The organism is Pseudomonas sp. TMW22091, assembly GCF_022496705.1.
Classification (GTDB): domain Bacteria; phylum Pseudomonadota; class Gammaproteobacteria; order Pseudomonadales; family Pseudomonadaceae; genus Aquipseudomonas; species Aquipseudomonas saxonica.
Genome location: NZ_SCFI01000002.1, coordinates 17,378 through 43,602 on the forward strand (window position 1 = coordinate 17,378; position 26,225 = coordinate 43,602).

Annotated in this window: 22 protein-coding genes; 11 read left to right on the top strand and 11 right to left on the bottom strand. The window is 56.3% G+C overall.

Going from position 1 to position 26,225, the window contains the following annotated elements:
* Positions 1 to 13 precede the first annotated feature (13 nt).
* The 3 genes from EQV93_RS03785 to EQV93_RS03795 form a co-directional block, all read right to left on the bottom strand.
* The gene (locus EQV93_RS03785) at positions 14 to 2,299 is read right to left on the bottom strand and encodes an ABC transporter permease subunit (protein WP_146385787.1); all 2,286 of its coding nucleotides are present in this window, start codon (positions 2,297 to 2,299) and stop codon (positions 14 to 16) included.
* Positions 2,300 to 2,555: 256 nt separating this feature from the next.
* Positions 2,556 to 3,542, bottom strand: a complete 987-nt coding sequence (locus EQV93_RS03790; protein WP_122783556.1) for a phosphate ABC transporter substrate-binding protein PstS — start codon at positions 3,540 to 3,542, stop codon at positions 2,556 to 2,558.
* Between the two features lie 158 nt (positions 3,543 to 3,700).
* Positions 3,701 to 4,990, bottom strand: a complete 1,290-nt coding sequence (locus EQV93_RS03795) for an MFS transporter (RefSeq protein WP_122783555.1) — start codon at positions 4,988 to 4,990, stop codon at positions 3,701 to 3,703.
* Between the two features lie 371 nt (positions 4,991 to 5,361).
* On the opposite strand from EQV93_RS03795, the gene EQV93_RS03800 reads away from it, so the two are divergent.
* Together EQV93_RS03800 and EQV93_RS03805 are read left to right on the top strand one after the other, a co-directional pair.
* Positions 5,362 to 5,763 (top strand): acyl-CoA thioesterase, encoded by a 402-nt coding sequence (locus tag EQV93_RS03800; protein WP_122783554.1) that lies wholly within the window; start codon positions 5,362 to 5,364, stop codon positions 5,761 to 5,763.
* 58 nt (positions 5,764 to 5,821) lie between these two features.
* Positions 5,822 to 6,721: a D-hexose-6-phosphate mutarotase gene (locus EQV93_RS03805; protein ID WP_240890903.1), complete on the top strand. Its 900-nt coding sequence runs from the start codon at positions 5,822 to 5,824 to the stop codon at positions 6,719 to 6,721.
* A 158-nt stretch (positions 6,722 to 6,879) separates the two neighbouring features.
* Here EQV93_RS03805 and EQV93_RS03810 read toward each other — a convergent pair whose 3' ends face one another.
* The 5 genes from EQV93_RS03810 to EQV93_RS03830 form a co-directional block, all read right to left on the bottom strand.
* The gene (locus tag EQV93_RS03810) at positions 6,880 to 7,416 is read right to left on the bottom strand and encodes a DUF3299 domain-containing protein (protein ID WP_240890904.1); all 537 of its coding nucleotides are present in this window, start codon (positions 7,414 to 7,416) and stop codon (positions 6,880 to 6,882) included.
* A gap of 82 nt (positions 7,417 to 7,498) precedes the next feature.
* Positions 7,499 to 7,747 carry a GlsB/YeaQ/YmgE family stress response membrane protein gene (locus EQV93_RS03815; RefSeq protein WP_122783551.1) on the bottom strand — a complete coding sequence of 83 codons (249 nt, stop codon included), beginning with the start codon at positions 7,745 to 7,747 and terminating at the stop codon, positions 7,499 to 7,501.
* Positions 7,748 to 7,852: 105 nt separating this feature from the next.
* Positions 7,853 to 8,938, bottom strand: a complete 1,086-nt coding sequence (locus EQV93_RS03820; RefSeq protein WP_122783550.1) for a 5-(carboxyamino)imidazole ribonucleotide synthase — start codon at positions 8,936 to 8,938, stop codon at positions 7,853 to 7,855.
* 11 nt (positions 8,939 to 8,949) lie between these two features.
* Complete coding sequence (gene purE / locus EQV93_RS03825) at positions 8,950 to 9,441, bottom strand: 5-(carboxyamino)imidazole ribonucleotide mutase (RefSeq protein WP_122783549.1); 492 nt, start codon at positions 9,439 to 9,441, stop codon at positions 8,950 to 8,952.
* 230 nt (positions 9,442 to 9,671) lie between these two features.
* Positions 9,672 to 10,583 (bottom strand): LysR substrate-binding domain-containing protein, encoded by a 912-nt coding sequence (locus tag EQV93_RS03830; RefSeq protein WP_122783548.1) that lies wholly within the window; start codon positions 10,581 to 10,583, stop codon positions 9,672 to 9,674.
* A 180-nt stretch (positions 10,584 to 10,763) separates the two neighbouring features.
* Between EQV93_RS03830 and aspA the strand changes: the two genes are divergently transcribed.
* The 5 genes from aspA to EQV93_RS03855 all read left to right on the top strand — a co-directional run bounded on the left by aspA (position 10,764) and on the right by EQV93_RS03855 (position 17,321).
* On the top strand, positions 10,764 to 12,188 hold the full coding sequence (gene aspA / locus EQV93_RS03835; RefSeq protein ID WP_122783547.1) for an aspartate ammonia-lyase: 1,425 nt from the start codon (positions 10,764 to 10,766) through the stop codon (positions 12,186 to 12,188).
* 409 nt (positions 12,189 to 12,597) lie between these two features.
* A complete protein-coding gene (locus tag EQV93_RS03840; RefSeq protein WP_122783546.1) occupies positions 12,598 to 14,019 on the top strand; it encodes an alanine/glycine:cation symporter family protein in 1,422 nt (473 codons plus the stop codon).
* 58 nt (positions 14,020 to 14,077) lie between these two features.
* Entirely contained in the window at positions 14,078 to 15,082 is a 1,005-nt protein-coding gene (locus EQV93_RS03845) for an asparaginase (RefSeq protein ID WP_240890905.1), read from the top strand.
* A 62-nt stretch (positions 15,083 to 15,144) separates the two neighbouring features.
* Complete coding sequence (locus EQV93_RS03850) at positions 15,145 to 16,137, top strand: AraC family transcriptional regulator (protein WP_240890906.1); 993 nt, start codon at positions 15,145 to 15,147, stop codon at positions 16,135 to 16,137.
* A 146-nt stretch (positions 16,138 to 16,283) separates the two neighbouring features.
* A complete protein-coding gene (locus EQV93_RS03855) occupies positions 16,284 to 17,321 on the top strand; it encodes a histone deacetylase family protein (protein ID WP_240890907.1) in 1,038 nt (345 codons plus the stop codon).
* 48 nt (positions 17,322 to 17,369) lie between these two features.
* Here the strand turns inward: EQV93_RS03855 and pdxR are convergent, their stop codons facing one another.
* Positions 17,370 to 18,917, bottom strand: a complete 1,548-nt coding sequence (gene pdxR / locus EQV93_RS03860; RefSeq protein WP_240890908.1) for a MocR-like pyridoxine biosynthesis transcription factor PdxR — start codon at positions 18,915 to 18,917, stop codon at positions 17,370 to 17,372.
* Positions 18,918 to 19,006: 89 nt separating this feature from the next.
* Between pdxR and EQV93_RS03865 the strand changes: the two genes are divergently transcribed.
* The 4 genes from EQV93_RS03865 to EQV93_RS03880 all read left to right on the top strand — a co-directional run bounded on the left by EQV93_RS03865 (position 19,007) and on the right by EQV93_RS03880 (position 22,788).
* Positions 19,007 to 19,636: an FMN-binding negative transcriptional regulator gene (locus EQV93_RS03865; protein ID WP_146385769.1), complete on the top strand. Its 630-nt coding sequence runs from the start codon at positions 19,007 to 19,009 to the stop codon at positions 19,634 to 19,636.
* Positions 19,637 to 19,641: 5 nt separating this feature from the next.
* Positions 19,642 to 20,094 carry a GNAT family N-acetyltransferase gene (locus tag EQV93_RS03870; RefSeq protein WP_240890909.1) on the top strand — a complete coding sequence of 151 codons (453 nt, stop codon included), beginning with the start codon at positions 19,642 to 19,644 and terminating at the stop codon, positions 20,092 to 20,094.
* Between the two features lie 14 nt (positions 20,095 to 20,108).
* Positions 20,109 to 20,789 carry a GNAT family N-acetyltransferase gene (locus EQV93_RS03875; protein ID WP_240890910.1) on the top strand — a complete coding sequence of 227 codons (681 nt, stop codon included), beginning with the start codon at positions 20,109 to 20,111 and terminating at the stop codon, positions 20,787 to 20,789.
* 1,021 nt (positions 20,790 to 21,810) lie between these two features.
* The gene (locus EQV93_RS03880; RefSeq protein ID WP_240890911.1) at positions 21,811 to 22,788 is read left to right on the top strand and encodes a hypothetical protein; all 978 of its coding nucleotides are present in this window, start codon (positions 21,811 to 21,813) and stop codon (positions 22,786 to 22,788) included.
* Positions 22,789 to 22,899: 111 nt separating this feature from the next.
* Here the strand turns inward: EQV93_RS03880 and oadA are convergent, their stop codons facing one another.
* Positions 22,900 to 24,708, bottom strand: coding sequence for a sodium-extruding oxaloacetate decarboxylase subunit alpha (oadA, locus tag EQV93_RS03885; protein WP_122783537.1), 1,809 nt, complete (start codon positions 24,706 to 24,708; stop codon positions 22,900 to 22,902).
* 11 nt (positions 24,709 to 24,719) lie between these two features.
* Complete coding sequence (locus EQV93_RS03890; protein ID WP_122783536.1) at positions 24,720 to 26,135, bottom strand: acetyl-CoA carboxylase biotin carboxylase subunit; 1,416 nt, start codon at positions 26,133 to 26,135, stop codon at positions 24,720 to 24,722.
* Positions 26,136 to 26,225 lie beyond the last annotated feature (90 nt).

The following is a 26,225-nucleotide window of genomic DNA, read 5'->3' on the forward strand; positions in this document are numbered from 1 at the left end:
ACTTCTACCTTCCTTAAAGCGACGAATATTTCTTGCGCAGACGCTGACGAATCAGCTCGGCAAGTGTGTTCATGATGAAGGTGAATAACAGCAGCACCAGCGCCGAGAGGAAGAGCACGCGGTAGTGACTGCCGCCCACTTCCGACTCAGGCATCTCCACCGCCACGTTCGCCGCCAAGGTGCGCAGACCTTCGAACAGGTTCATTTCCATGACTGGCGTGTTGCCCGTGGCCATCAACACGATCATGGTCTCGCCCACGGCGCGGCCCATGCCGATCATCAGTGCCGAGAAAATCCCCGGGCTGGCGGTCAGGATGACCACGCGGGTCATGGTCTGCCACGGTGTGGCGCCCAGTGCCAACGAGCCCAGGGTCAGGCCGCGCGGCACGCTGAACACGGCATCTTCAGCGATCGAGTAAATGTTGGGGATGACCGCAAAGCCCATCGCCAAACCCACCACCAACGCGTTGCGCTGATCGTAAGTGATGCCCAGGTCGTGAGAGATCCACAGGCGCATGTCGCCACCGAAGAACCACGCTTCCATAAACGGGCTCATGTACAGCGACAACCAGCCAATAAAGAGGATAACCGGGATCAGAATCATGCTTTCCCAGCCATCCGGCACGCGCAGGCGGATCGACTCAGGCAGGCGGCTCCAGGCGAAGCCCGCGACCAGGATACCGATGGGCAGCAGCATCAGCAGGCTGAAAATCCCCGGCAAGTGGCCTTCAACGTACGGCGCCAAAAACAGGCCGGCAAAGAAGCCCAAGATCACGGTCGGCATCGCTTCCATCAATTCAATGACCGGCTTGACCTTGCGGCGCAGGCTCGGAGCCATGAAGTAAGCGGTATAGATGGCAGCCGCAACGGCCAGCGGCGCCGCCAGCAGCATGGCGTAGAACGCCGCCTTCAATGTGCCGAAGGTCAACGGTGCCAAGCTCATCTTCGGTTCGAAGTCGGTGTTGGCCGCCGTCGATTGCCACACGTATTTAGGTTCGTCGTAGTTTTCGTACCAGACCTTGCTCCATAACGCGCTCCAGGAGACTTCCGGGTGCGGGTTCTTCAGCGTCAGAGGGACAAGCTTGCCGCCCTCCTCCACGATGATGCGGTTGGCACGGGGCGACAGCGCCATGATACCCGGGCCTTCGGCAACCTTTTCTACCAGAAGGGTACGGTGCGCGGTGCTGTGGAACACACCGATTTCACCGGCCGCATCCAGGGCCAGGAAGCCTTTGCGACGCTGTTCGGCCGTGATCTCGACGATCGGTGAAGTGCCCATCTGGAAACTGCGGATATGCTTGAAGCGTTGCTCGCCATCCGGGTCGCGAGCCATAAACCACTGGCTCAGACCACCCGTAGAATCGCCGAAGATCAGCGAGATACCGCCTACTAACTGAGTGCTGGCGGTAATTTCGGTCGTGGCATCATCAACCAGCTTGTACCGCCCGTTGAGGCTCTTGTCGCGCAGGCTGAACACATCGGCTTGCGCGCGACCATTGATCACATACAACCATTGCTGACGCGGGTCGACATAGAGAGCTTTCACCTGCTCAGTCATCTGCGGCAGGTCAATGCGGGTTTCGGAGTTCGTCACCTCGCCGGTCATCATGTTTTCTTCGCTGGCCAGCGACACCACATTCAATTGCGCGCCCGTGGAAGCTGCCACCACCAGCGTCGAATCATTGACACTCAGGTTAACGTGGTCCAGTGGGCGCCCTTGCGGGTCGAGCGCAATGGGCGTTTCGCCATAGGGGTACTCAACGGCCGGGGTGATGGTCTTTTTACCGTCCGGATAGCTGACCCGGTAAGTGTGGCGGAACACCAGCGCCTGACCATTGGACAAGCCGAGCGCCACCACCGGGTTACCCGGTTGGTCTTCACCAATCGATGTGACGTGCGTGTCTGCCGGCAGCGGCAAATTGACCCGCGACAGCTCATCGCCGTTCTTCACATTGAAGAACAACACCAAGCCCTGATCGGAGACCCGCATACCCACCTGATTCTGCTCCTCGACGGAGAGCATCAGCGGCTTGCCGGCATCTTGCATCCACACCGGGGTAATCGCCTGTTTGGCTGTGAGGTCTGCGCCCTGAAACAACGGGAAAACCACATAGCCGAGGAAGAAGAAAATCAGGGTGATTGCACCGAGCACAGCTAGACCGCCAACAAACACGTACCAGCGGGTCAGGTGATCTTTAAGCGCGCGAATGCGCCGCTTGCGTTGCAGTTCAGGCGTATTGAAATCAATGCGCTTGGGAGCGGAAGTCGTAGTCATTGGGGAATTGGCCAGATCATTCATGCGCACACCCTAGCGGTCCTGTATGACAGAAAGATGACAAAGCGGTGACGCAAAAAATCCGCCGCCCAACGGTGCTGGCAGCGGAGTGAAAAACTGTGGTGAAACCAATAATGCTCAAACTCGTAGCAGCTGCTGCAGGCGGCGTCCGGCGGCGTAGCCGTCGTAAATTCAGTCACGCGGGCTTTCAGTTAAACCGCATGCTTTATTCTTGCGATCGCTGCGCGATCGGACGTCGCCTTCGGCAACTGCTACGGGTTTAGTTACCTTCTTTCAGACCCAGGTCAGCCAAGGCTTTTGCGGCGACTTTGGCTGGCAGCGGGATGTAACCGTCTTTCACGACCACTTCCTGACCTTGCTTGGACAGCACCAGCTTGATGAACTCGGCTTCCAGCGGGTTCAACGGCTTGTTCGGCGCTTTGTTCACATACACATAGAGGAAACGCGACAGCGGGTATTTGCCGTTCAGTGCGTTTTCTTCGGTGTCTTCGACGAACTCTGTGCTGCCCTTTTTAGCCAAAGGCACGGTTTTTACACTGGCGGTTTTATAACCAATGCCCGAGTAACCCACACCGTTTAGCGAGCTGCTGATCGACTGTACAACCGAAGCCGAGCCTGGTTGTTCGTTCACGTTAGGCTTGTAGTCGCCTTTGCACAGCGCTTCTTCCTTGAAGTAACCGTAAGTGCCGGAGACCGAGTTACGACCAAACAGCTGCACCGGCTTGTTGGCCAGGTCGCCGGTCACACCCAGATCACCCCAGGTTTTAACGTCAGCTTTGGCGCCACACAGACGGGTTGAAGAGAAGATCGCATCCACCTGTTCCATGGTCAGGTGCTTGATCGGGTTGTCCTTGTGCACGAACACGGCCAATGCATCGACCGCCACCGGGATAGCGGTTGGCTTGTAGCCGTACTTCTGTTCGAAGGCAGCCAGCTCGTTATCTTTCATCTTGCGGCTCATCGGGCCCAGGTTAGCGGTGCCTTCAGTGATGGCCGGAGGCGCGGTCGAGGAACCGGCAGCCTGAATCTGGATGTTTACGTTTGGATATTCTTTTTTGTACGCCTCAGCCCACAGCGTCATCAAGTTCGCCAAGGTATCGGAACCAACGCTGGAAAGGTTGCCCGACACACCAGTGGTCTTAACGTACGGCTGGATCGCCGGATCAACACCCGCGGCAACCGCATTCGCAGTTGCAACGCCTGCGGCGACAAAAGTCAGGGCCGCCATCACACGCTTCAGTTTCATGCCTTACTCCTAGCAAACGGGGTTAGAAGAATCGGTGGCCAGTATCAGCAGGCCGTGTGACCACTCTATGAACCGATTGTGACAATTAGATGAAAGGCCATCATTCGTTGAAAAATGATGGCCTTTCGAGGGAGAGGGCAAGACAGTGTGACGACAGGTCAGCGACCTTTCTTCCACAAATACGCGCCCACCAGCAGCCCCATCGTGCAAATGATTGCTACGTAGTACGCCGGGCCCATCGGGCTTTCTTTCAACAATAGCGTCACTGCCATTGGCGTCAGGCCCCCAAAGATGGCGTAGGCCAAGTTATAGGAAAACGACAAGCCGCTAAAACGCACCACCGCCGGAAAGGCTTTAACCATCACATAGGGTACTGCTCCGATGGTGCCAACAAACAAACCACTCAGCGCGTACAACGGGAACAGCCAGTCCGGGTGTTGCAGCAGGCTGTGATAGAACGTCCACGAGGTGATCAGCAATGCGGCACAGCCGATGACAAACACCTTGCCCGCCCCGAAGCGATCAGCCAGAGCACCCGAAGCGATGCAGCCCACGCTCAAGAACACAATCGCCAAACTGTTCGCTTGCAGCGAGGTAGTGGCGGAAAACCCGTACACCGTTTGCAGAACGGTCGGGGTCATCAAAATGACCACGATGATTCCGGCAGACAGCAACCAGGTCAGAAGCATTGAAATAACAATGGCCCCGCGATGCTCACGCAGTACAGCTTTGAGCGGTACTTCTTCGGCCAGCGCCTTACGCAGTTGCAGTTCGGCGAACACCGGCGTTTCGTGCAACCAACGGCGCAGGTATACCGAAAACAGGCCGAATACACCCCCCATCAAGAAAGGGATCCGCCACGCGTAATCAGACACTTCAGCCGGGGTATAAATCGAATTGATCGCGGTAGCCATGAGCGAGCCCAGCAAAATGCCCGCTGTCAGCCCGCAGGTCAGCGTGCCGCAGGCATAGCCCACGTGACGTGGGGGGACGTGCTCTGCAACAAACACCCAAGCCCCCGGCACTTCGCCACCAATGGCTGCACCTTGAATAACGCGCATCAACAGCAACAGAATCGGCGCCCACATGCCAATTTGTTCATAGGTCGGCAGCAAGCCCATGATCAACGTCGGCACCGCCATCATAAAGATGCTCAAGGTGAACATCTTCTTACGCCCCAGCAAATCGCCGAAGTGCGCCATGACAATGCCACCCAACGGCCTGGCAAGGTAGCCAGCGGCGAAAATGCCGAAGGTTTGCATCAGTCGCAGCCACTCGGGCATATCCGCCGGGAAAAATAATTTCCCGACCACGGTGGCGAAGAACACAAAAATAATGAAATCGTAAAACTCCAGCGCACCACCCAAAGCAGACAGCGACAAGGTTTTGTAATCATTACGGGTTAACGGCCGCGATGGCGGCGCAGCACTGGAAGCTTCGGTGATCATGAGGTCAGGTATCTCTTATTAGGCTCGGCGCAAGCTGCAACTGCACCGGCAGGGGCTAGACAGGCGTTGAAAGATAACAAATTGTTTGCAAATGCGTAGAGCTAGACGCATGACGCACTCAAAAAGCAGAATCAGAAGGTCGTCGGCCCGGCTATCCCCCGATATACTCGTTGACCGCACAAACATCCTGAAACATTAAGATTGCTGTGCGAAAGCGCCTGCTGGGCATCTCCAGCCGATTTCGCAGAGTTTTCTTTAGCGCGGCTTATGAAGAACGTGACGAACGTAGTATGTTCGGGCTGAATCGTTTTTCTAAAGACGCTTATTCACCCGCACTACCTTAATGAATCACGGGTCAGAGGCCCTTCGGCATGTTAGAGCTCGAACAAGAAGATCCAATTCCGCAGGGCGATCTGGCCTTGCAAATCACTGCCCTACCCCGTGAGACCAACGGCTTTGGCGATATTTTCGGTGGTTGGCTGGTGTCTCAAATGGACCTGGCGGGCACCGCAATGGCCAGTAAAGTTGCCGGCGGCCGTGTAGCCACAGTCGCGATTGATCGTATGGCGTTTCTGGTTCCTGTGGCCGTCGGTGCTCAGTTATCGTTTTATACCGAAGCACTGGAAATTGGCCGCAGCTCAATCCAGATGATGGTTGAAGTATGGAGCGACGACCCGCTGTCCAGCGAATGGCGCAAAGTTACCGAGGCAGTATTTGTATTCGTGGCGATTGATGGCAGCGGTCGTACGCGCGCAGTTCCATCTCGCGGTTAAACCTCGTCGCTAATTGCTGGTCTACTGCCGTCCTTACTACTGAAACAGAGAGCCTGTCATGCATCATATTGAGTCAGTCACCCTGGACGAACTGGAGTGCTGGCACTTCCAGCATGGGCAGGCACAACTCTTGATCGCCAAACAAGGCGCTCAAGTGCTCAGCTATCAAGTGGGCGATGAGCCGCCGATTATCTGGCTCAATGAGAAAGCTCAGTACAAGCACGGCAAAGGTATTCGCACCGGCGTGCCGGTGTGCTGGCCATGGTTTGGCAATCTGGCACTCAACCCGGCCAGCGTTCAAGCCATGCGCAAGTCGGATGAACCCGCATCGGCCCACGGCCTGGTGCGCACCCGTGAGTGGGAACTGGTTGAGATTAATAATGCCGGGGAAGCACTGCGTGTCGAATTGAGGCTGCCGCATGTTGAAGGCGGCCTGCCCGGCTGGCCACATGATGTTGAGCTGACGATGACTGTAAGTCTGGACTCGCAACTGCACATCAGCCTCACCAGCCACAACCGCAGCAGCACCCCGGTCAGTATCAGCCAAGCGCTGCACAGCTACTTTGCGGTCAGCGATGTGCGCAAGGTTAAGGTCGAAGGCGTCGACGGGCTGACCTATATCGAAACACTGGACGACTGGAAACGTGTTCAGCAAGCGGGGGACTTAACCTTTACTGGCGAGACCGATCGCATTTATCTCAACACCCCTAAGCATCTGAGCATCATCGATCCCGATTGGTCGCGCCGCATTGAACTGACCAGTTGTGGCTCGAACTCTGCCGTGATCTGGAACCCGTGGATCGACAAAACCGCCACGTTCAGCGATATGGCCGCAGATGGCTGGCAGCGCATGCTGTGCATCGAAACGGCCAATGTGATGGACGATGTGATAACGCTGGCGCCGGGGGCCATACATACGCTGGGTGTGAGCATTGGCAGTGGTCGCTTGCGGGGGTAGGTAAGGCCTGCCCTCACCCTCTCCCGGCGGGAGAGGGGTCTGACCGAGTCCATTTTGGATTCAAAGCCGTTCTGTCCGATTGCTATCAACTTTAAGCATCGCTCAATCGATTCCCTCTCCCTCTGGGAGAGGGCTAGGGTGAGGGTGTGACGGATCGCTTACAAATCCTCCTCAACCACAACCCGCACCTTGCTGGCGTCCAGCGCATAGGCTGCATCAGCCAGGTCATTGCTCACACTCTCAACTTTCAGCGTGCCCATCACCCACAAGGGCGTGTAAATATCGTCCAGCTTCAAGCCTTTTGGATAACGCACCAACACCAATTGATTAGGCGGCGGAGGTGGCACGTGAATGCATGCCCCAGGGTAAGGCACCAGGAAAAACAACGTACTGCGTCCCTTCGAGTCGGTTTCCAGCGGCACAGGATAGCCGCCTAAACGGATCGTCTTGCCGTTCATGGCAGGCACCGTTTTAGTGGAATACATGACGGCAGGCAGGCCTTTGCTTTGTTTCATTCCGCCCTTATCGGTAAACGTACCCATGGCCTCAGGCGAGTCATGGTCGATTTCGGGCATTTCTTCGAGGGCTTTTTGATCCGACTTGGGCATCAGCTCCAGCCAGTCGGTTTCGGGCAGTTCTGCCGCGTGGACCAGGCCTGCGCCCAGCAAAAGGAAGATTAATACAAAACGGCGCATGACTGGCTCGATCAAGAAGGGCTGAAGACGGCGTGCAGTTTAGCCCTCTCCGGGCGTGGCGCAGAGAGGGCTAAACACGCGATCAGCTCTTTTTCGTAACCAGGCCGTAGATCACCAGCAAGATCACCGCACCAATCACCGCACCGATGAAGCCGGCACCTTCGCCTGCGTGGTAAATACCCAACGCTTGACCACCATAGGTTGCCGCCAACGAGCCGCCGATACCCAACAGGATGGTCATGATCCAGCCCATGCTGTCGTCACCCGGTTTCAGGAAGCGAGCCAGCAGGCCAACGATCAGGCCGATAAAAATGGTTCCGATGATGCCCATAGACGCGTCCTCTCATTTGATGGCGTAAGCCAAAGCCTAGTCAGCACTTTGGCATCACGCCATCTGAGAGCGGCGACAACCGAATGGTTCCCGCCGATTAATGATTCAAGCTTCGTCGATCAACGCTTCAACCTGTTGGATCTGCGTTCGCAACGTGGCCATGTCGGCACAACGCAGGTTGGCATGACCGACCTTGCGACCTACTTTGAAAGCCTTGCCGTAGTGATGCAAATGGCAGTCAGCGATGGCAATGACTTTCTCCACCGGCGGTACTGTGCCGATAAAGTTGAGCATGGCGCTTTCGCCCACTTTGGCCGTCGACCCCAGTGGTAAGCCGGCAATGGCGCGCAAGTGGTTCTCGAACTGACTGCATTCAGCGCCTTCAGTCGTCCAGTGGCCGGAGTTATGCACACGCGGTGCAATTTCGTTGGCTTTGAGCCCGCCGTCGACTTCAAAGAACTCGAACGCCATCACCCCGACGTAATCCAGCTGTTCGAGCACACGGCTGGAGTAATCTTCAGCCAGTGCCTGCAACGGGTGGTCGGTGCTGGCCACGGACAACTTGAGAATGCCGCTGTCGTGAGTGTTGTGCACCAGCGGGTAAAACTGTGTTTCGCCATCACGACCGCGCACAGCAATCAGCGACACTTCACCGGTAAAAGGTACAAAGCCTTCCAGCAAACACGCCACGCTGCCCAATTCGGCAAACGTACCAACGACATCTTCAGGGGAACGAAGCACTTTTTGACCCTTGCCGTCATAACCCAAGGTGCGGGTTTTGAGCACGGCAGGCAGACCGATGCTGGCCACCGCGGCATCGAGATCAGCCTGGGACTGAATGTCGGCAAACGCCGGGGTCGGAATGCCCAGGTCTTTGAACATGCTTTTTTCGAACCAGCGGTCACGGGCAATACGCAGCGCATCGGCACTCGGATAAACCGGCACAAATTGCGACAGGAATGCCACGGTCTCAGCCGGCACACTTTCAAACTCAAACGTCACCAGATCCACTTCATCCGCCAATTGGCGCAAGTGATCCTGATCGCCATAGTCCGCACGGATATGCTCACCCAACGCAGCCGCACAGGCGTCTGGCGCAGGGTCAAGGAAGGCGAAGTTCATGCCCAGCGGAGTGCCCGCCAAAGCCAGCATGCGGCCCAACTGACCGCCACCGATTACACCGATTTTCATCGTCAAAAACCTCAGGCTACGCGTGGGTCTGGATTGTCCAGCACGGTGTCTGTCTGTTCAGCCCGGAATGTTTTCAACACGGCATGAAACTGTGGGTGCTTGGCGCCCAGGATACTGGCTGACAGCAGCGCGGCATTGATCGCGCCCGCTTTGCCGATGGCCAGGGTTGCAACTGGAATACCCGCTGGCATTTGCACGATCGACAGCAACGAATCGACACCTGACAACATGGCCGATTGCACCGGAACGCCGAGCACCGGCAAATGCGTTTTAGCGGCGCACATGCCCGGCAAATGTGCCGCGCCACCGGCACCGGCAATGATGACCTCAATTCCGCGGCCTTCGGCCTCGGCAGCATACTGAAACAGCAGATCCGGAGTGCGGTGGGCAGAGACCACTTTGACTTCGTAAGGGATGCCGAGTTTTTCCAGCATATCGGCGGTGTGGCTGAGGGTGGACCAATCGGACTTGGAGCCCATGATCACGCCTACTAATGCACTCATCGTCGCGCCTCTTCTCTTGGGCGCCCGCAGGCGCGTCAAAAAACAACAAGCCACGCGGGGGAACCGACGTGGCTTGTTATAGGAATTAAGGCCGGTCGTGCCGGCCGAAGGCCGCGCAGTATACCCCAAAGAAGTGCGTTAAAAGCACCTTTGGCGACCATCTGTCTTGCCCGGCAAAAACCGTCCGGACACCCGGTTTTATTGACTCTTAGGTCAGACGAAAAAACGCATCAGGTCGGTGCCAGGCCGGTCGGGTTCTCCAGCTTGCGCCACAGCAACCGTACATTGGCCTTGCGCACCAAGGCACAACGGTACAAGCGAATCTCCAGCGGCACATGCCACTGCGGGCCACCGCAGACCACCAGCTCGCCTCGCGCCAGCTCGGCGCGCACGCTCAAATGGGGTACCCAGGCAATGCCCAGCCCTTCAAGCGCCATGCTTTTGAGGCTGTCGGCCATGGCCGTCTCGTAAATAGTGGTGAAGCGCAGGCTGCGCTGGCGCAGCAACAAATTCACCGACCGGCCTAAAAAAGCGCCCGCGCTGTAGGCCAGCAACGGCACACTCACATCGCCTTCCAAATCAAACAAAGGCTTGCCGTCCGCATCGGCTGCACAGATCGGCAGCATTTCGGTATTGCCCAAATGCAAAGACGGAAATATTTCCGGGTCCATCTGTAGCGCCGCATCCGGATCGTAGAAAGCCAGCATCAAATCGCAGCCGCCTTCGCGCAGAGCATGAACGGCGTCCCCGACGTTAGTCGCAACTAGACGCGTCGCGATGTTCAACCCGTCATTGCGCAACTGGGCAATCCACCGTGGGAAAAACCCTAAAGCCAGGGAATGCGCAGCGGCCACCTGGATCACTTCGCCCTGCCCTCCTTCGAGGTGATGAAGGTGACGCAACACTTCGCCCAGCTGTTCGACCACCGTGCGTGCCGTGACCAAAAACAACTGACCGGCTGCAGTCAACTCGACCGGAGTGCGGGAACGGTTCACCAAGGTCAGTCCCAGCGCGGCTTCCAGGCTGCGAATACGTCGGCTGAAGGCGGGCTGCGTGACGAAACGACGTTCTGCCGCCTGCGAAAAGCTGCGAGTCGCGGCCAGGGCACTGAAGTCCTCTAACCATTTACTTTCTAGATTCATTGAGTCCTCCCGGACGCGCACCAAAATGGGTCACACGCTCGACGCTGCGTTCGCGTCACGTCTGCATTATGCCGTTTCTGCATAGGATAGTGTTTAAAGGCATTGGCCCTTAATAGTCCGCAAGCCTAGGATTCGCAGCGTTCCGGCCTTGACCGGGTCCTTATCGAGATGATTTCTATCATGTCCTCCGCTGCATCTTTCCGTACTGAAAAAGACCTGCTTGGCGTACTCGAAGTACCCGCTCAAGCGTATTACGGCATCCAGACCCTGCGAGCGGTGAATAACTTCCGTCTCTCCGGTGTTCCGATTTCGCATTACCCTAAGCTGGTTGTGGGCCTGGCCATGGTTAAACAGGCCGCTGCTGACGCCAACCGTGAGTTGGGTCATCTAAGCGACGCCAAGCACGCTGCTATCAGTGAAGCCTGTGCCCGCCTGATTCGAGGCGATTTCCACGAAGAGTTCGTGGTGGACATGATTCAAGGCGGCGCTGGCACTTCAACCAACATGAATGCCAACGAAGTCATCGCCAACATCGCGCTGGAGGCCATGGGCCATCAGAAGGGCGAATACCAGTACCTGCACCCCAACAACGACGTCAACATGGCGCAGTCCACCAACGACGCCTACCCGACGGCCATCCGTCTGGGCCTGTTGTTGGGTCATGACGCTCTGTTGGCCAGCCTTGACAGCCTGATTCAAGCCTTCGCTGCTAAAGGTGTTGAGTTCAGCCACGTGCTGAAAATGGGTCGCACCCAGTTGCAAGACGCTGTACCCATGACGCTGGGTCAAGAGTTCCGTGCTTTCGCCACTACGCTGGGCGAAGACTTGGCTCGCCTGAAAACACTGGCCCCCGAACTGTTGACCGAGGTGAACCTGGGCGGTACCGCAATCGGTACTGGCATCAACGCCGACCCGCGTTACCAGCACCTGGCCGTGACTCGTCTGGCGACCATCAGCGGCCACCCGCTGGTTCCAGCAGCTGACTTGATCGAAGCCACCTCCGACATGGGCGCTTTCGTCCTGTTCTCCGGCATGCTCAAGCGTACTGCGGTCAAACTGTCGAAGATCTGCAACGACCTGCGCCTGCTGTCCAGCGGACCACGCACTGGCATCAACGAAATCAACCTGCCAGCGCGTCAGCCAGGCAGCTCGATCATGCCTGGCAAGGTCAATCCGGTAATCCCGGAAGCCGTTAACCAAGTGGCTTTCCAAATCATCGGTAACGACTTGGCCCTGACCATCGCAGCCGAGGGCGGTCAACTGCAACTGAACGTGATGGAGCCGCTGATCGCTTTCAAAATCTTCGACTCGATCCGCCTGCTGCAACGCGCAATGGACATGCTTCGCGAGCACTGCATCGTCGGCATCACCGCCAACGAAGCACGTTGCCGTGAACTGGTTGAACACTCGATTGGTCTGGTGACAGCACTGAACCCGTACATCGGCTACGAAAACGCCACCCGCATCGCCCGTATCGCCCTTGAAAGCGGTCGTGGCGTGCTGGAACTGGTGCGCGAAGAAGGTTTGCTCGACGACGCCATGCTCGACGACATCCTGCGCCCGGAAAACATGATTGCTCCGCGTCTGGTGCCTCTAAAGGCCTGATGCTGTAACACGCTTTACGCTCACCAGGTCGAGGGACTAGACACCTCTCACCTTTTGAGGGCTTGCAGACACGTCTGCAGGCCCTTTTTTTTGCCCGCGATTTGACCTTTAACCCCACCCCCTCAACGAAGTAACGGGTAGCTTTAAGGGCATTTCTGACAGCGAGTAGATGAAAAAACCGTCACTTATGGAGACGATTCCTACACTCCTAGGTATAGTGCCGCCCCTCTTCCTGTGCCCGGCCCCAGCACCAGCGGCCAACAACAGCACGGAAACAGCATCGTAAACCAAGCAGCAAGATGGCCAGTATCCACTTGATCGCCTCGTTTTATGCCCTGTCTCGACGGGCGTAATGCGTGATCGTGATCCGGCCGTTTTGCCATCAGATAAAAACAGCGAGGAATAATCCATGCTTGAAGTCATCAATGACTTCCTCTCAGGGAAAGTGCTGATCGTGCTCATGGTCGGGCTCGGTGGTTACTTCACGATCCGCTCGCGTTTCGTACAGTTCCGTTACTTCCTGCACATGTTTTCGGTTTTCAAAGACAGCCTGCGCAGCAGCGCTGGCGAACTCAGTTCGTTTCAGGCCTTGATGCTGAGCCTGGCGGGCCGTGTAGGTGCAGGCAACATTGCCGGCGTCGGCATTGCCGTCACCCTCGGTGGCCCCGGTGCCGTGTTCTGGATGTGGGTGACCGCACTTGTCGGCATGTCCAGCAGCTTGATCGAGTGCTCGCTGGGCCAGCTGTACAAGCGTCGCGACGCCGAAGGCCAACTGCGCGGCGGTCCGTCCTTCTATATGAAGTATGGCTTGGGCAAAATCTGGATGGGCAAACTGATGGCCGTCCTGCTGCTTATCACATTCGGTTTCGCGTTTATGGGCCTGCAAGCTCACGCCGTTACCCACTCGCTGCAAGATGCCTTCGGCTTTAAAGTGAGCTACTCGGGTTTTGCCATCGCCATCCTGCTGGGTCTGGTGTTTATCGGCGGGATCAAACGTATCGCTTCGGTTGCTGACCTGCTGGTGCCGGTCAAAACCTTGGCTTACATCGCCGTGACCCTCTACGTCATCGTGCTGCAGTTCGATCACGTACCGGCCATGCTGGGCCATATCGTCAAAAGCGCCTTCGGCCTCGACCCAGTGTTTGGCGGCTTGATCGGCAGCGCCATTGTGATGGGTGTAAAACGCGGCGTGTTCGCCAACGAAGCCGGTCTGGGCAGCGCGCCAAACGTGGCCGCCGTTGCGGACGTAGAACATCCAATCGCACAAGGTGTGGTTCAAGCGTTCAGCGTGTTCCTCGACACCTTCGTGATTTGCACCTGTACCGCGCTTCTGATTCTTCTTTCCGGCTTTTACACGCCGGGCTTTGAAGGTGATGGTATTGCCCTGACCCAAAACTCGCTGGCCGCCGTTGTAGGCGAGTGGGGCCGCGTGTTCATCAGCGTGGCATTGGCATTGTTCGTGTTCACCTCGATGCTCTACAACTACTACCTGGGCGAAAACAACCTGCGCTTCCTGGTCGGTGAAAGCCGCAAGGCGCTGATGGGTTACCGCGCGCTGGTGCTGGTGCTGATTTTTTGGGGGTCGATTGAAAACCTGCAAACCGTCTTCGCCTTCGCAGACATCGCCATGACCATGCTGGCCTTCGTCAACCTGGTCGCCTTGGCCATGCTGTTCAAGATCTGCATGCGCGTGCTCAAGGACTACGACGACCAACGACGTGCGGGTATCAAGACACCGGTGTTCGATTCCAGTAAATTCCCGGATCTGAATCTCGATCTGAAGGCCTGGCCGCCCCTCCCGGCCGCCAAGGCCGAAGAAATAAAACGCTGACACTCACGCGGCGATTCTTCACAGAATCGCCGCGTTTTTGCTTATGGAGACCCTGTTAATGACGCCAGCCCCTCATCCCAGCGCCCAACGCGTGATGGTGCTCTACACCGGCGGAACAATTGGCATGCAAGCCAGCGCTAACGGTCTGGCTCCCGCTTCCGGCTTCGAAGCGCGCATGGCTGAATACCTCGCCAGCCAACCCCACCTGCAAGTACCGCAATGGCGCTTTCGCGAGATGGACCCGCTGATCGACAGCGCCAACATGACGCCCGCCTATTGGCTACGTCTGCGCCAGGCAATCATCGACGCAATTGAACAGGATGGCTGCGACTCGGTATTGGTCCTGCATGGTACCGACACGCTGGCCTACAGCGCTGCGGCGATGTGCTTTCAACTTGTAGGCCTGCCTGCGCCGGTCTTGTTCACAGGCTCGATGCTACCGGCAGGCGTACCCGACAGCGATGCCTGGGAAAACGTTAGCGGCGCCTTGAGCGCGCTTGCCCAAGGGCAACCCAGTGGCGTTCAGCTTTACTTCCACGGCGCACTGCTGGCGCCGACGCGCTGTGCCAAAGTACGCAGCTTCGGGCGCAACCCTTTTATGGCGCTCAAGCGCAGGGGCGGCGCGGCGAAAGCGGATGCATTACCGGGCGAGCTGATGTACCGCCAACCCAAGCACGAAGCCAGTGTGGGCGTCTTACCGCTGGTACCTGGCATTGGCGCCGCTCAGCTCGATGCGTTGCTCAACAGCGGGATAGAGGCGCTGGTGCTGGAATGCTTCGGCAGCGGCACCGGGCCCAGTGATAACCCGGATTTTCTGGCCAGCCTGCAACGGGCGCAAGAAAACGGCATCGTGGTGGTCGCAATTACTCAATGCCACGAAGGCGGTGTGGAGCTCGACGTGTACGAAGCTGGCAGCCGGTTGCGCGCGGCTGGCGTTCTGTCGGGTGGCGGCATGACCCGCGAAGCAGCATTCGGCAAGCTGCATGCGTTGCTGGGGGCTGATCTGCCACTGGCTGAGGTACGTCAGCTGGTAGAACTGGATGTGTGTGGAGAGCTGGCGTAAGGCAAGGCTCAGCAACGGCACACAACTTGCTCGCTTCCTGCACCCCCAGGCAGGAAGCGAACATGCTGCACTCCCACCTCACCACCCTCAATGCGGTCTCGCTGGTGCTCAGCACTTTCAAGGCTCAAGGCTTGCCCTGCGACACGTTGTTGACAGGCAGTGGCATACGACCTGCTGACTTGAGCCGCTCAGACACGCGAATTACCACCACACAAGAGATGCAGGTATGCGCCAACGCCGTCGCTCTGCGCCGCGAAATCGGCCTGGAATTAGGCCAGCGCATGCACGTATCGTCCTACGGCATGCTGGGCTACGCCCTGCTCACCAGTGCAACGTTAGGTGACGCTTTACACCTGGCCCTTCGCTACCCGGCGCTGCTGGGAACACTTTTCCAGTTAAGCCTGAAGGTTGAAAGCAATCAGGTTTGGTTCTGCGCTGATCACTACTCGGCAAGCCCGTTACTGGCCATATTCAATGCCGAACTGTGTCTGGCCTCTTTGAAGGTGATCTGCGAGGACTTGATCGGGCAGCCGTTTGCCTTGATGGCTGCGCGTTTTACTCACAGTCGACCTGACTATCACGCGCGCTATGCCAGCACGTTCGACTGCCCGAGTACATTTAACGCCCCAGACAACGCCTTCGCTTTTTCCCGCCACTGGCTCGACCAACCTCTGCCGCTGGCTGATCCGATCACCCATCAAGCCATGGCTGAACGTTGCCGAAAGCAAAATCTGGAGTTCACAGGGCGACAAACCTGGTTGGCGAAGATTCGCAAACTGCTCGCCGTCCAGCTCCATGCTGCGCCGGGACTCGAAGGGCTGGCGGAACAAATGAACAGCTCACCGCGCACCTTGCGCCGGCATTTGCATGAGGCCGGGTGCAGCTATCAGAACCTGCTCGATGAGTTGCGCTTTGAGCGCGCCAAACTGTTACTGCATGAAACCGAATGGCCGATTTATCGAATTGCGGAGACGCTGGGCTTTAGCGAGACCGCCAGTTTTCGCCATGCCTTTATCCGCTGGAGCGGCGTAGCCCCCAGCCAGTTTCGCGCTTGAACAGGGCACTCGCGTCCAAAATGGGGCGAATTACGGTCATACATTTCGGCCACATAAATCTCTTTTTGGCCATTCCAGTCGTTCTCTGAAATACCCGATGCCGCAACACTGGAAGTCATTGATTACGCCCGCGGAGAACAACAAAAATGCTGACAATCTATTCCGATGATCACCACCTGCATCATGGCCGCTGCGAGTTGATGGACGGACAGCTGTTGCCTTGCTTCGAAATGCCTTCGCGCGCCGATCATATATTGCAGCGAGTGCACACACGCAAACTGGGCGCTGTGCAGCCCCCAAAAGACTTTGGTCGAGAGCCGATTCTGCGCGTACACGACGCGGCGTATCTGGCCTTTTTCGAAGGCGCGTGGGATCGCTGGACCGAGCATGGCCGTGACGGCGACTTGCTGCCTTACACTTGGCCGGCCCGCACACTTCGCGCCGTAATACCCACCAGCCTGCACGGCCAACTGGGTTATTACAGCTTTGACGGCGGCGCACCGATTACAGCCGGCACGTGGCAAGCAGCCTACAGCGCTGCACAAGTTGCCCTTACGGCTCAGGCGGCCATTCAAAATGGCGCACACAGCGCTTTTGCACTGTGCCGCCCGCCGGGTCATCACGCTGCCAGCGATTTGATGGGCGGTTACTGCTACCTCAACAATGCGGCAATTGCAGCTCAGGCATTCATCGATCAGGGCCGTCGCAAGGTCGCAATCCTCGACGTGGACTACCACCACGGCAATGGCACACAGTCAATTTTCTATACACGCAACGACGTATTGTTCACTTCGATTCATGGCCACCCCGAGGCGGAGTTTCCGTTCTTTCTAGGCTATGAGGATGAGCGCGGAGAAGGGGCTGGAGAAGGGTTCAATATTAACTATCCCTTGGCCGCAGGTTCTGCCTGGGACCGCTGGAGTGAGGCGCTGGAATTGGCCTGCGTCGAAATAGAACGCTACGACGCGGATGTGATTGTGGTTTCGCTCGGTGTGGACACGTTCAAAAACGACCCCATTTCCCAGTTCAAACTCGATAGCCCGGATTATCTGCGTATGGGTGAGCGCATTGCGGGTTTAGGCAAGCCCACGCTATTTGTGATGGAAGGCGGTTATGCCGTTGAAGAAATCGGCATCAATGCGGTCAATGTGCTGGAAGGATTTGAAAGCCGTAGTGATGTTTGAAACAGCGCCCTGAACTGACCCTCGCCCGGCGATCAAGGGCGAGAGTTTTTAGCGCCACACCTTAGCCAACCGTTCCAAAGCTGCTTTGATCTCAACCTCCGGTACCGCCGCAAATCCCAATACCAGGCCTGCGCGGTTATCCACAGGCTCAACTGTATCTTCCAGCCAATAACGACTAAGCCCGACTATTTCCACTTCGGCCTCTTTGGCCCGCGCCAGCAATACCTGCTCACGCTCGCGGCTGACAACAGGCACCGCCACATGCAGCCCCGCGACAATGCTCGGCATCGGCCCGACGCCCTCAATGCCCTGAGGCCAATGCGTCAGTAACGTGTTACGCCGACTCAGCGCCGCCCGGCGCATGCGCCGGATATGCCGCTGAAAGTGTCCTGCGGCCATAAATTCGGCCATGACCACTTGGGTGCTGACCTCCGAATGGCGCATATCCAGAGAGCGTCGCCGGGCAAAAGACTCGACCAGACCTTCAGGCAATACCAAATACCCAAGGCGTAATGCGGGAAATGCGATCTTGCCGAACGTGCCCACATAAATGACCCGGCCCTGACGATCCAGCGCCGCCAAAGGGGCCAGTGGCGCACCGCTATACCGGTATTCACCGTCGTAGTCGTCCTCGACAATCCAGCTTTGATTTCGCTCTGCCCACTCCAGCAGCTCAAGGCGCCGAGCCAAACTCATGGTGACGCCGGTGGGGTATTGATGTGACGGGGTGACATATGCCAGCCGGCAATTGTTCAAATGCGCCAAGGCATCGCACCTCATGCCCTGTTCATCCACCGCGACACCCTGCACAGCAGCACCCGCAATCGAAAACGCATGAGCCGCTGCGCGATAGCCTGGATTCTCCACCGCAACCCCCTCACCAGGCTCAACCAGCAGCTGTGCACAAAGGCTAATTCCCTGCTGCGCACCGCTTGTGATCAAAATTTGCTCAGCGGAGCAGGCAAGCCCCCGCGAAGTTCGCAAATAAGCAGCAATAAGCTCACGCAGACGCTTATCACCTGCCGGGTTGCCATAACACAGCTGTTCAAGATCGGGCTTGCGCCAAAATGCCGCTTGCAGCTTGCTCCAGACCGGGAAAGGAAATAAGTCGAAGGCAGGCACACCCACTCGAAAAGCACGCGGCGGGCCGCTCGGAGGCAGGTCCAAAGCGTGTTTGGAGACCCTGCACAAAGCCGAGCTGTGGATAACTTTACTGGATGTAATTACAGGTAAATCCGCCGATTTTGTGGATAAGGCTGGGGATAACCTTGTTGAAAAGCCTGTGGACAACTTGGTGGACAACTTTTTTGTCGGCGCTGTTTTTTCTGGAAGGTGCGCCACATATGTGCCATTTCCAATACGCCCTTCAATAAAGCCTTCGGCATAGAGCTGATCGTATGCTCGCACTACGCTATTACGCGAAATACCCAACGCCACAGCCAAGTCACGACTGGCAGGCAATCGTGAGCCGCTGCTTAAGCGACCATCCAGCACACGCAGGCGCAATGCCTGATAAAGCTGGCGGCTTAACCCCTTTTTCGGATCAAGCTCAATACCGGCAGGATTGAAGGCGATGGACAACGCAGAGTCAGGCATACATTGGACCTACGAAAATGGTCATTAGTGGCTCTTACAACGAACCATTAGCCTGCCTAGGATGCAGCCATTCGCCAAGGGAAATATCCATGTACGTACCTCGCGCTTTCGCAGAAAACGACACCCGGACGCTGCAGGAACAGATGCAGGCCACCGCCCTCCCAGTGCTCATCACACAGGGCCGCCAAGGTTTGATAGCCAGTCATGTGCCCTTGCTGCTCACCCCTGAGGAAGGTCAATACGGCACGCTTTACGGACACCTGGCCCGCGCCAACCCGCAATGCCAGGAGCTGGCTGAAGGGGCGCAAGCGCTGGTTATCTTTGCGGGCGAACAAGCCTATATCAGCCCGTCGTTCTACCCCAGCAAAGCCGAACATGGCAAAGCGGTGCCTACCTGGAACTATGTAGCGGTACACGCCTATGCGCAGCCTGAAGTGTTTGAAGATGCACCTCGCTTGCTTGAACTGGTCAGCCAACTCAGCAACCGCCATGAAGCCAACCGACCACACCCCTGGGCGGTGAGTGACGCGCCTGCGGACTACATCGACAGCATGCTCAAGGCCATCGTCGGTTTCCGCTTGCCCATCGCGCGCCTCATTGGCAAACGCAAACTCAGCCAAAATCGCAGCGCTGCCGATCAGGCAGGGGTACGCGATGGGCTGCTGGCCAACAGCAACCCACACGACCATGCACTCGCTAGATTAATCGCTAAGGAATAGCCCTCATGACGCAGCCCATCCAGATTAAACCCGCCACCGCTGCGGATTACGATGCATGGAGACCGCTCTGGCAGGCCTATCTGCATTTCTACGAGACTGAACTGCCCGTCAACGTCACCGACTCAACGTGGCAGCGCTTTCTGGATCCAGTGGAACCGACCCACCTTGCGCTGGCTTGGCAGGGTGAAAAGGCAGTCGGCATGGTTCAGTTCATTTATCACCGCTCCAACTGGAGCATTGGTAATTCATGCTATCTGCAAGATCTTTTCGTTAGCCCGGACGTGCGGGGCACCGGTGTGGGCCGCCAGTTGATCGAACATGTGTACGCCACGGCCCGCGCTGCAGAGTGTGCCAAAGTTCATTGGTTGACCCACGAAACCAACGCCACCGCGATTGCCCTCTATGAACGCCTTGCCGAACGGCCTGGGTTTATTCAGTTTCGCAAAGCCTTGTCATAAAAAAGGAACGCGCAATGCCTGAAGATCTACAACACTGGCAACCGGCCAAAACCCCGGACAACCGAACACTGGAAGGGCGATACATTCGTCTGGAAAAGCTCGACCCGGCCCGTCATGGCGATGAATTATGGCTAGCCTTCCAAGGGCCAGACAGTGATCCCGCGCTATGGGATTACTTGCCCTACGGGCCGTTCACTGAACGTGAGGCATTTGACGCGTGGCTGCAAAACAACGCGGCCAGTCGCGACCCGCACTTTTATACCGTAATCGACTTAAAGACCGGCCAGGCTCAAGGCACCATCAGTTTGATGTGCATCGTGCCGGATCACGGGCGAATAGAAATCGGCCACGTCACCTTCGGTGCCCCGATGCAGCGTTCGCCTAAAAGTACCGAAGCGGTTTACTTGCTGGCCAAGCAAGCATTCGCCTTGGGCAATCGCCGTTTGGAGTGGAAGTGCAACAATGACAACGCCCGCTCCAAACGTACTGCAGTACGATTGGGGTACACATATGAAGGCGTATTTCGTCAGCATATGGTGGTTAAAGGTAAAAATAGAGATACCACGTGGTACAGCATTATTGGTACGGAATGGCCCCCTATAGCGACAGGCTTTGAAAAATGGCTGGCACTGGATAACCAATCTGAAAACGGTCAAATCAAGACGCTGGAAGAATGCAGGCGTGTCGCTGTATAAATTTTGATCAATACGCCCAACAAGGAATGTTGGGCGTTTTTGTTTGGGGACGAGACAAAAATTGCAGACAACAAATCCCGTACAGCTCCAAGTCTGCTGCTGGCATGCAACCTCGCACACTGCGCGCGAAAGAGAAAACGAGGCCAAAGGGATTTCCGACCCGCTTCATGAATACCTGAGCTGGCAGGATAAGAGCTCCACCCGAGGTGACCCAAGTGGCTCACAAGGGCGTATTTCCTACCGCGCACGAGATATATAAAACCTTTTATAGACGCCAGATATGCATGACATACCTCGCACAAGCCAATGGACTCGGCACCCCTTGAGACACCAGAGCTCCATTATTAAAAAACATTTAAATATCCTTTATTCAGACCTGTGAGCGTTAAATTCTTACCCAGAATTAACGACCACCTTGAATATAATGGACTATATAAATGAACCTCTCGACTTTAAAAACGATTGCACTTTCCATTGCTTTTAGCTGCCCTTGGCTTTTAGCTCATGTCGCGCATGCAAACTCAGTCAATCTCACGCTACAAAATTCAACACCTGATGTTCTTAGACTTTTATCCAGCTCTCACAACAGTCAATTCCCAACCACCCTTGGCCCCGGTCAAATCCTCCCTATTTCTTTTACGTTTGGAGGAACCTCTTCAGAGGTCAGCGCTACATACAGGCGTGTAGGTGCAGGTACAACATGCAGGTTTTCTGCTTCACATGTAGTACATATTTCAGGGCCACGTTTCTTTAAAAACGCTACGTCCATTGGAGAAAATTCCGCCACATGTCTTACATTCCAATCTCCAAAGTGGAAAATCCCCTACAGCTACACAGCAACTTTCGCATTCTACTATTAGCAGCTTCTGAAATTTTTACATTTACCGTCTAACTGTCGTCAGCTCATTAAAGTTATCTCGATAAAGTGTCGATGTAGTTTTCGACACAGGCATTAAATAGTTCCCAAACAAAAACAGATCTGCGCCATAAGAATGTGGCATGCAGAATCCGAGGAATTCCTATGGCCGAAATTCGAGCTAATTTTTTGATGAGCTATCGGTCCATTGCAGCCGGTACAACGCTGAAGATGGTCGACAATCTGGTTACCGATACGCCCAAGGCGGCTGCCGCCGAAGCAATAACTCCCAGTACCGCGATCCAAGTGTCCCTGTCTTCTGCCGCTTTGCAAATAACCGCCCTATTGCAACGCACTGAAGCCAACAACTCATCTGCGGCAGATGGATTTGAGCGTTTTATACAAAACCTTCATCAACAACTCTCTACGCAGGGTCTAGACGCGCTAGCCTTGCGTGAGCTACCTGAACCACAAACGCGACAACGTATCGCCCTGTCCATGCAGGCGAGCAACTATCTTTTGAAGTCCTTTTACGGCCAAGAAAAACTGCATGCCAATGTTTCTTCTAATAATCCATTTGAAGGGCTGGACAGGCTTTCGCTTTCACACATCGCATTTGATGCTTGCGGAGCGTTTACGCCCATTGAACGCCAGGTCGCATTTCTGGATCTGACAGAGCGCGATATTGAGTTTCACAAGCAGACATCAGGACTTCTGCAACCACTCAGTCACCGTGACACCAAAGTTCCATGGATCGGGCTGAGCGCTTACTTGCGAGACGCTCAACTGGCCTCTGGCATGAGTGAAGGCGAACGCGTGTGGCGTGACTATAAGCCTGCAAATGTGTTGTATGCACACGCACAATTGATCATGGATCAACATGACATTGACCGAGTAGACTTCCCAGCCTACTCAAACCTCAAGAGCTCTACAGACTCTGCATTGGGGGTCGTAGCAGATGCAGAAGGGCTCAGCACCTGGATTAATATCCCCGTGCAGCTATTAACCTCTCAGGGCTTATACCTTGGTTTGATTGAGTCAGCCGCAAAGCAAGCGAACGATAAGAGAGGCGTGACCAACACAGACATACTTCAGCATCGCAATGGATATTCACTGTATTCAATCGTTGGTTCTTATCAGTGATCTATTGCTACTTGTGTTGACGCTTAAAGAGCAAATGAAGATGTCACACAGGCAAAAAAAAGGGGAGCACATGCTCCCCCGAGGTTTAAAGCGTTTGTATCAAAGGCAGTATCAGGCTTCGATTTCGATCAGAATTTCGCCCGGGTTAACGCGGTCGCCTTTGATGACATGGATGGTGATGATTTTGCCGGCAATGGCGGCCTGTACTTCGGTCTCCATCTTCATGGCTTCGGTGATCAGTACCGATTGGCCAGCCTTGACCGTATCGCCCACACTGACCAGCACATCGACGATATTGCCTGGCATGGCCGTGCTGACGTGGCCTGGCTCGCTGGCCTGCTTGCGCTTGCTCGAGCTGCCCCCCACGAATTCGTTGAGCGGCTCAAACACCACCTCTTCTGGCATGCCATCGATCGACAGATAGAAGTGACGCTTGCCCTCTGCCTTGACGCCTACTCCGGTGATGTCGACGCGGTAGCTTTCGCCGTGCACGTCGATCACGAATTCGGTCGGTACGCCTTCGCCGCCCGCCTTGCTCACGCCACCCGCCTCAGGAATAGGCAGCAGCACTTCGGGAGTCAGGATGCCCGCCGCTCGTTCTTCCAAAAACTTGCGACCGATGTCCGGGAACATGGCGAAGGTCAGGACGTCTTCTTCGGACTTGGCCAGCGCTCCAATTTCGGCACGCAGTTTGACCATTTCTGGCTTGAGCAGATCAGCCGGACGTACGTCGATCAGCTCTTCGTTACCAATGGCCTGACGACGCAGTTGTTCGTTCACAACGCCCGGCGCCTTGCCGTAGCCGCCTTGCAGGTAAAGCTTCACTTCGTTGGTGATGGTTTTGTAGCGCTCACCTGCCAAAACGTTGAAGAACGCTTGAGTGCCCACGATTTGTGAGGTCGGTGTTACCAGCGGTGGGAAGCCCAGGTCTTCACGCACACGCGGGATCTCGGCCAGCACTTCGCTCATGCGGTTCAGAGCGCCCTGCTCTTTGAGCTGGTTGGCGAGGTTGGAGATCATCCCGCCCGGCACCTGGTTCACTTGTACGCGAGTGTCGACAGCGGTGAATTCGCTTTCGAACTGATGGTATTTCTTACGCACGGCATAGAAATACAGGCCAATTTCCTGCAACAGCGCCAAGTCGATGCCGGTGTCGTATTCGCTGCCCTTAAGGGCCGCAACCATGGACTCAGTGCCCGGGTGGCTGGTGCCCCACGCAAAGCTGGAGATCGCGGTATCGATGTGATCAGCGCCGTTCTCGATGGCCTTGAGCTGGCACATGCTCGCCAGACCGGCCGTGTCGTGGGAGTGGATGAAGATCGGCAGGCTGACTTCAGCTTTCAGTGCTTTAACCAGATCGCCCGTGGCGAACGGTGTGAGCAGGCCAGCCATGTCTTTGATCGCGATCGAGTCGCAACCCATGGCTTCCATTTGCTTGGCCTGAGCCACAAACGCTTCAACGGTGTGCACCGGGCTGGTGGTGTAGGCGATGGTGCCCTGAGCGTGCTTGCCAGCGGCTTTGACAGCTTCAATGGCTACACGCAGGTTACGCACGTCGTTCATGGCATCGAAGATGCGGAAGACGTCGATGCCGTTGACAGCCGCTTTAGCGACGAATGCTTTAACGACGTCGTCGCTGTAATGGCGATAGCCCAGCAGGTTCTGACCGCGCAGCAGCATTTGCAGACGAGTGTTAGGCAATGCCGCACGCAGTTGGCGCAGACGCTCCCACGGGTCTTCTTTCAGAAAACGTACACAGGCGTCAAAGGTCGCGCCGCCCCACACTTCAAGCGACCAGTAGCCGACTTTGTCGAGCTTGTCGCAAATCGGCAGCATGTCTTCGGTACGCATGCGAGTGGCCAGCAGCGACTGATGGGCGTCACGCAGGATGGTGTCGGTAACGAAAATCTTTTTAGACATTGTTGTATTCCTCACAGGCCTGCGTGGGCGGCAATGGCAGCAGCGATGGCCAGAGCCAGCTCTTCGGGTTTGCGCTTGATCGAGTAATTGGTCAGTTCCGGGTGGCTTTCTACGAAGCTGGTGTTGAACTGGCCACTACGAAATTCCGGGTTACGCAGGATTTCCTGGTAGTACGCGGCAGTGGTTTTGACCCCTTGCAGACGCATGTCGTCGAGGGCGCGCAAACCACGGTCCATCGCTTCTTCCCACGTCAGCGCCCATACCACCAGTTTGAGACACATAGAGTCGTAGTACGGCGGGATGGTGTAGCCGGTATAGATCGCCGTGTCGGTACGCACGCCAGGCCCGCCGGGGGCGTAGTAACGGGTGATCTTGCCGAAGCTGGGCAGGAAGTTGTTTTTCGGGTCTTCAGCGTTAATCCTGAATTGCAGGGCAAACCCACGGTGCTGAATATCTTCTTGCTTGATCGAGAGAGGCAGGCCAGAGGCGATGCGAATCTGCTCACGAACAATGTCGATGCCGGTGATTTCTTCGGTGATGGTGTGTTCCACCTGCACCCGTGTGTTCATCTCCATGAAGTACACCTCGCCCTCGGCGAGCAGGAACTCCACAGTACCGGCATTCTCGTAACCCACTGCCTTGGCTGCACGCACTGACAGGTCACCGATATAGGCGCGCTGTTCCGGGGTCAGTTGAGGGCTTGGAGCAATTTCGATGAGCTTTTGGTTACGCCGCTGGATCGAGCAGTCGCGCTCGAACAGGTGCACCACGTTGCCAAAGCTGTCACCGAGAATCTGCGCTTCGATGTGCTTAGGGTTGACGATGCATTTTTCGAGAAATACTTCAGCCGAACCGAACGCTTTGGTCGCTTCAGAGATCACGCGTGGAAAGGCTTGCTCCAGCTCTTCACGGCTGTTGCAACGACGAATCCCACGACCGCCACCACCTGACGTGGCCTTGAGCATGACCGGATAGCCAATGCGCTCGCCTTCAAGCAGGGCCTCATGAATGTCGGCAACGTTGCCTTCAGTGCCCGGCGTAACCGGTACACCCGCCTTGATCATGCTGCGACGCGCTTCAGTTTTGTCGCCCATGCGGCGGATAACTTCTGCGGCTGGGCCGATGAACTTGATTCCGCGCTCGGCGCAAATATCTGCCAGTTCAGCGTTTTCCGACAGGAAACCATAGCCCGGATGCAGCGCATCACAGCCTGTTTCAACCGCCAGATTCACTAGCTTGCGCGGATTCAGATAACCGGCTAGCGGGTCTTCGCCAATGCTATGCGCTTCGTCGGCCCGTTTTACATGCAGAGCATGGCGGTCCGCTTCGGAGTAGACCGCTACGGAACGAATGCCCATCTCGGCGCAAGCACGCACGATACGGACAGCAATTTCTCCGCGGTTGGCGATCAGGATCTTTTTTATCACTTGGATTTTCCCTAAAGCCCATGGAACAAACGACCTGCTAGACCAGGTCGGCACGTGTCCAAATGTGTCTGAACCGTTGTGTCGCCACAC

Coding starts and splice junctions, on each gene's coding strand:
- EQV93_RS03785 (WP_146385787.1), bottom strand. CDS start 2,299: ATGAATGATCTGGCCAATTCCCCAATGACTACGACTTCCGCTCCCAAG.
- EQV93_RS03790 (WP_122783556.1), bottom strand. CDS start 3,542: ATGAAACTGAAGCGTGTGATGGCGGCCCTGACTTTTGTCGCCGCAGGC.
- EQV93_RS03795 (WP_122783555.1), bottom strand. CDS start 4,990: ATGATCACCGAAGCTTCCAGTGCTGCGCCGCCATCGCGGCCGTTAACC.
- EQV93_RS03800 (WP_122783554.1), top strand. CDS start 5,362: ATGTTAGAGCTCGAACAAGAAGATCCAATTCCGCAGGGCGATCTGGCC.
- EQV93_RS03805 (WP_240890903.1), top strand. CDS start 5,822: ATGCATCATATTGAGTCAGTCACCCTGGACGAACTGGAGTGCTGGCAC.
- EQV93_RS03810 (WP_240890904.1), bottom strand. CDS start 7,416: ATGCGCCGTTTTGTATTAATCTTCCTTTTGCTGGGCGCAGGCCTGGTC.
- EQV93_RS03815 (WP_122783551.1), bottom strand. CDS start 7,747: ATGGGCATCATCGGAACCATTTTTATCGGCCTGATCGTTGGCCTGCTG.
- EQV93_RS03820 (WP_122783550.1), bottom strand. CDS start 8,938: ATGAAAATCGGTGTAATCGGTGGCGGTCAGTTGGGCCGCATGCTGGCT.
- purE (WP_122783549.1), bottom strand. CDS start 9,441: ATGAGTGCATTAGTAGGCGTGATCATGGGCTCCAAGTCCGATTGGTCC.
- EQV93_RS03830 (WP_122783548.1), bottom strand. CDS start 10,583: ATGAATCTAGAAAGTAAATGGTTAGAGGACTTCAGTGCCCTGGCCGCG.
- aspA (WP_122783547.1), top strand. CDS start 10,764: ATGTCCTCCGCTGCATCTTTCCGTACTGAAAAAGACCTGCTTGGCGTA.
- EQV93_RS03840 (WP_122783546.1), top strand. CDS start 12,598: ATGCTTGAAGTCATCAATGACTTCCTCTCAGGGAAAGTGCTGATCGTG.
- EQV93_RS03845 (WP_240890905.1), top strand. CDS start 14,078: ATGACGCCAGCCCCTCATCCCAGCGCCCAACGCGTGATGGTGCTCTAC.
- EQV93_RS03850 (WP_240890906.1), top strand. CDS start 15,145: ATGCTGCACTCCCACCTCACCACCCTCAATGCGGTCTCGCTGGTGCTC.
- EQV93_RS03855 (WP_240890907.1), top strand. CDS start 16,284: ATGCTGACAATCTATTCCGATGATCACCACCTGCATCATGGCCGCTGC.
- pdxR (WP_240890908.1), bottom strand. CDS start 18,917: ATGCCTGACTCTGCGTTGTCCATCGCCTTCAATCCTGCCGGTATTGAG.
- EQV93_RS03865 (WP_146385769.1), top strand. CDS start 19,007: ATGTACGTACCTCGCGCTTTCGCAGAAAACGACACCCGGACGCTGCAG.
- EQV93_RS03870 (WP_240890909.1), top strand. CDS start 19,642: ATGACGCAGCCCATCCAGATTAAACCCGCCACCGCTGCGGATTACGAT.
- EQV93_RS03875 (WP_240890910.1), top strand. CDS start 20,109: ATGCCTGAAGATCTACAACACTGGCAACCGGCCAAAACCCCGGACAAC.
- EQV93_RS03880 (WP_240890911.1), top strand. CDS start 21,811: ATGGCCGAAATTCGAGCTAATTTTTTGATGAGCTATCGGTCCATTGCA.
- oadA (WP_122783537.1), bottom strand. CDS start 24,708: ATGTCTAAAAAGATTTTCGTTACCGACACCATCCTGCGTGACGCCCAT.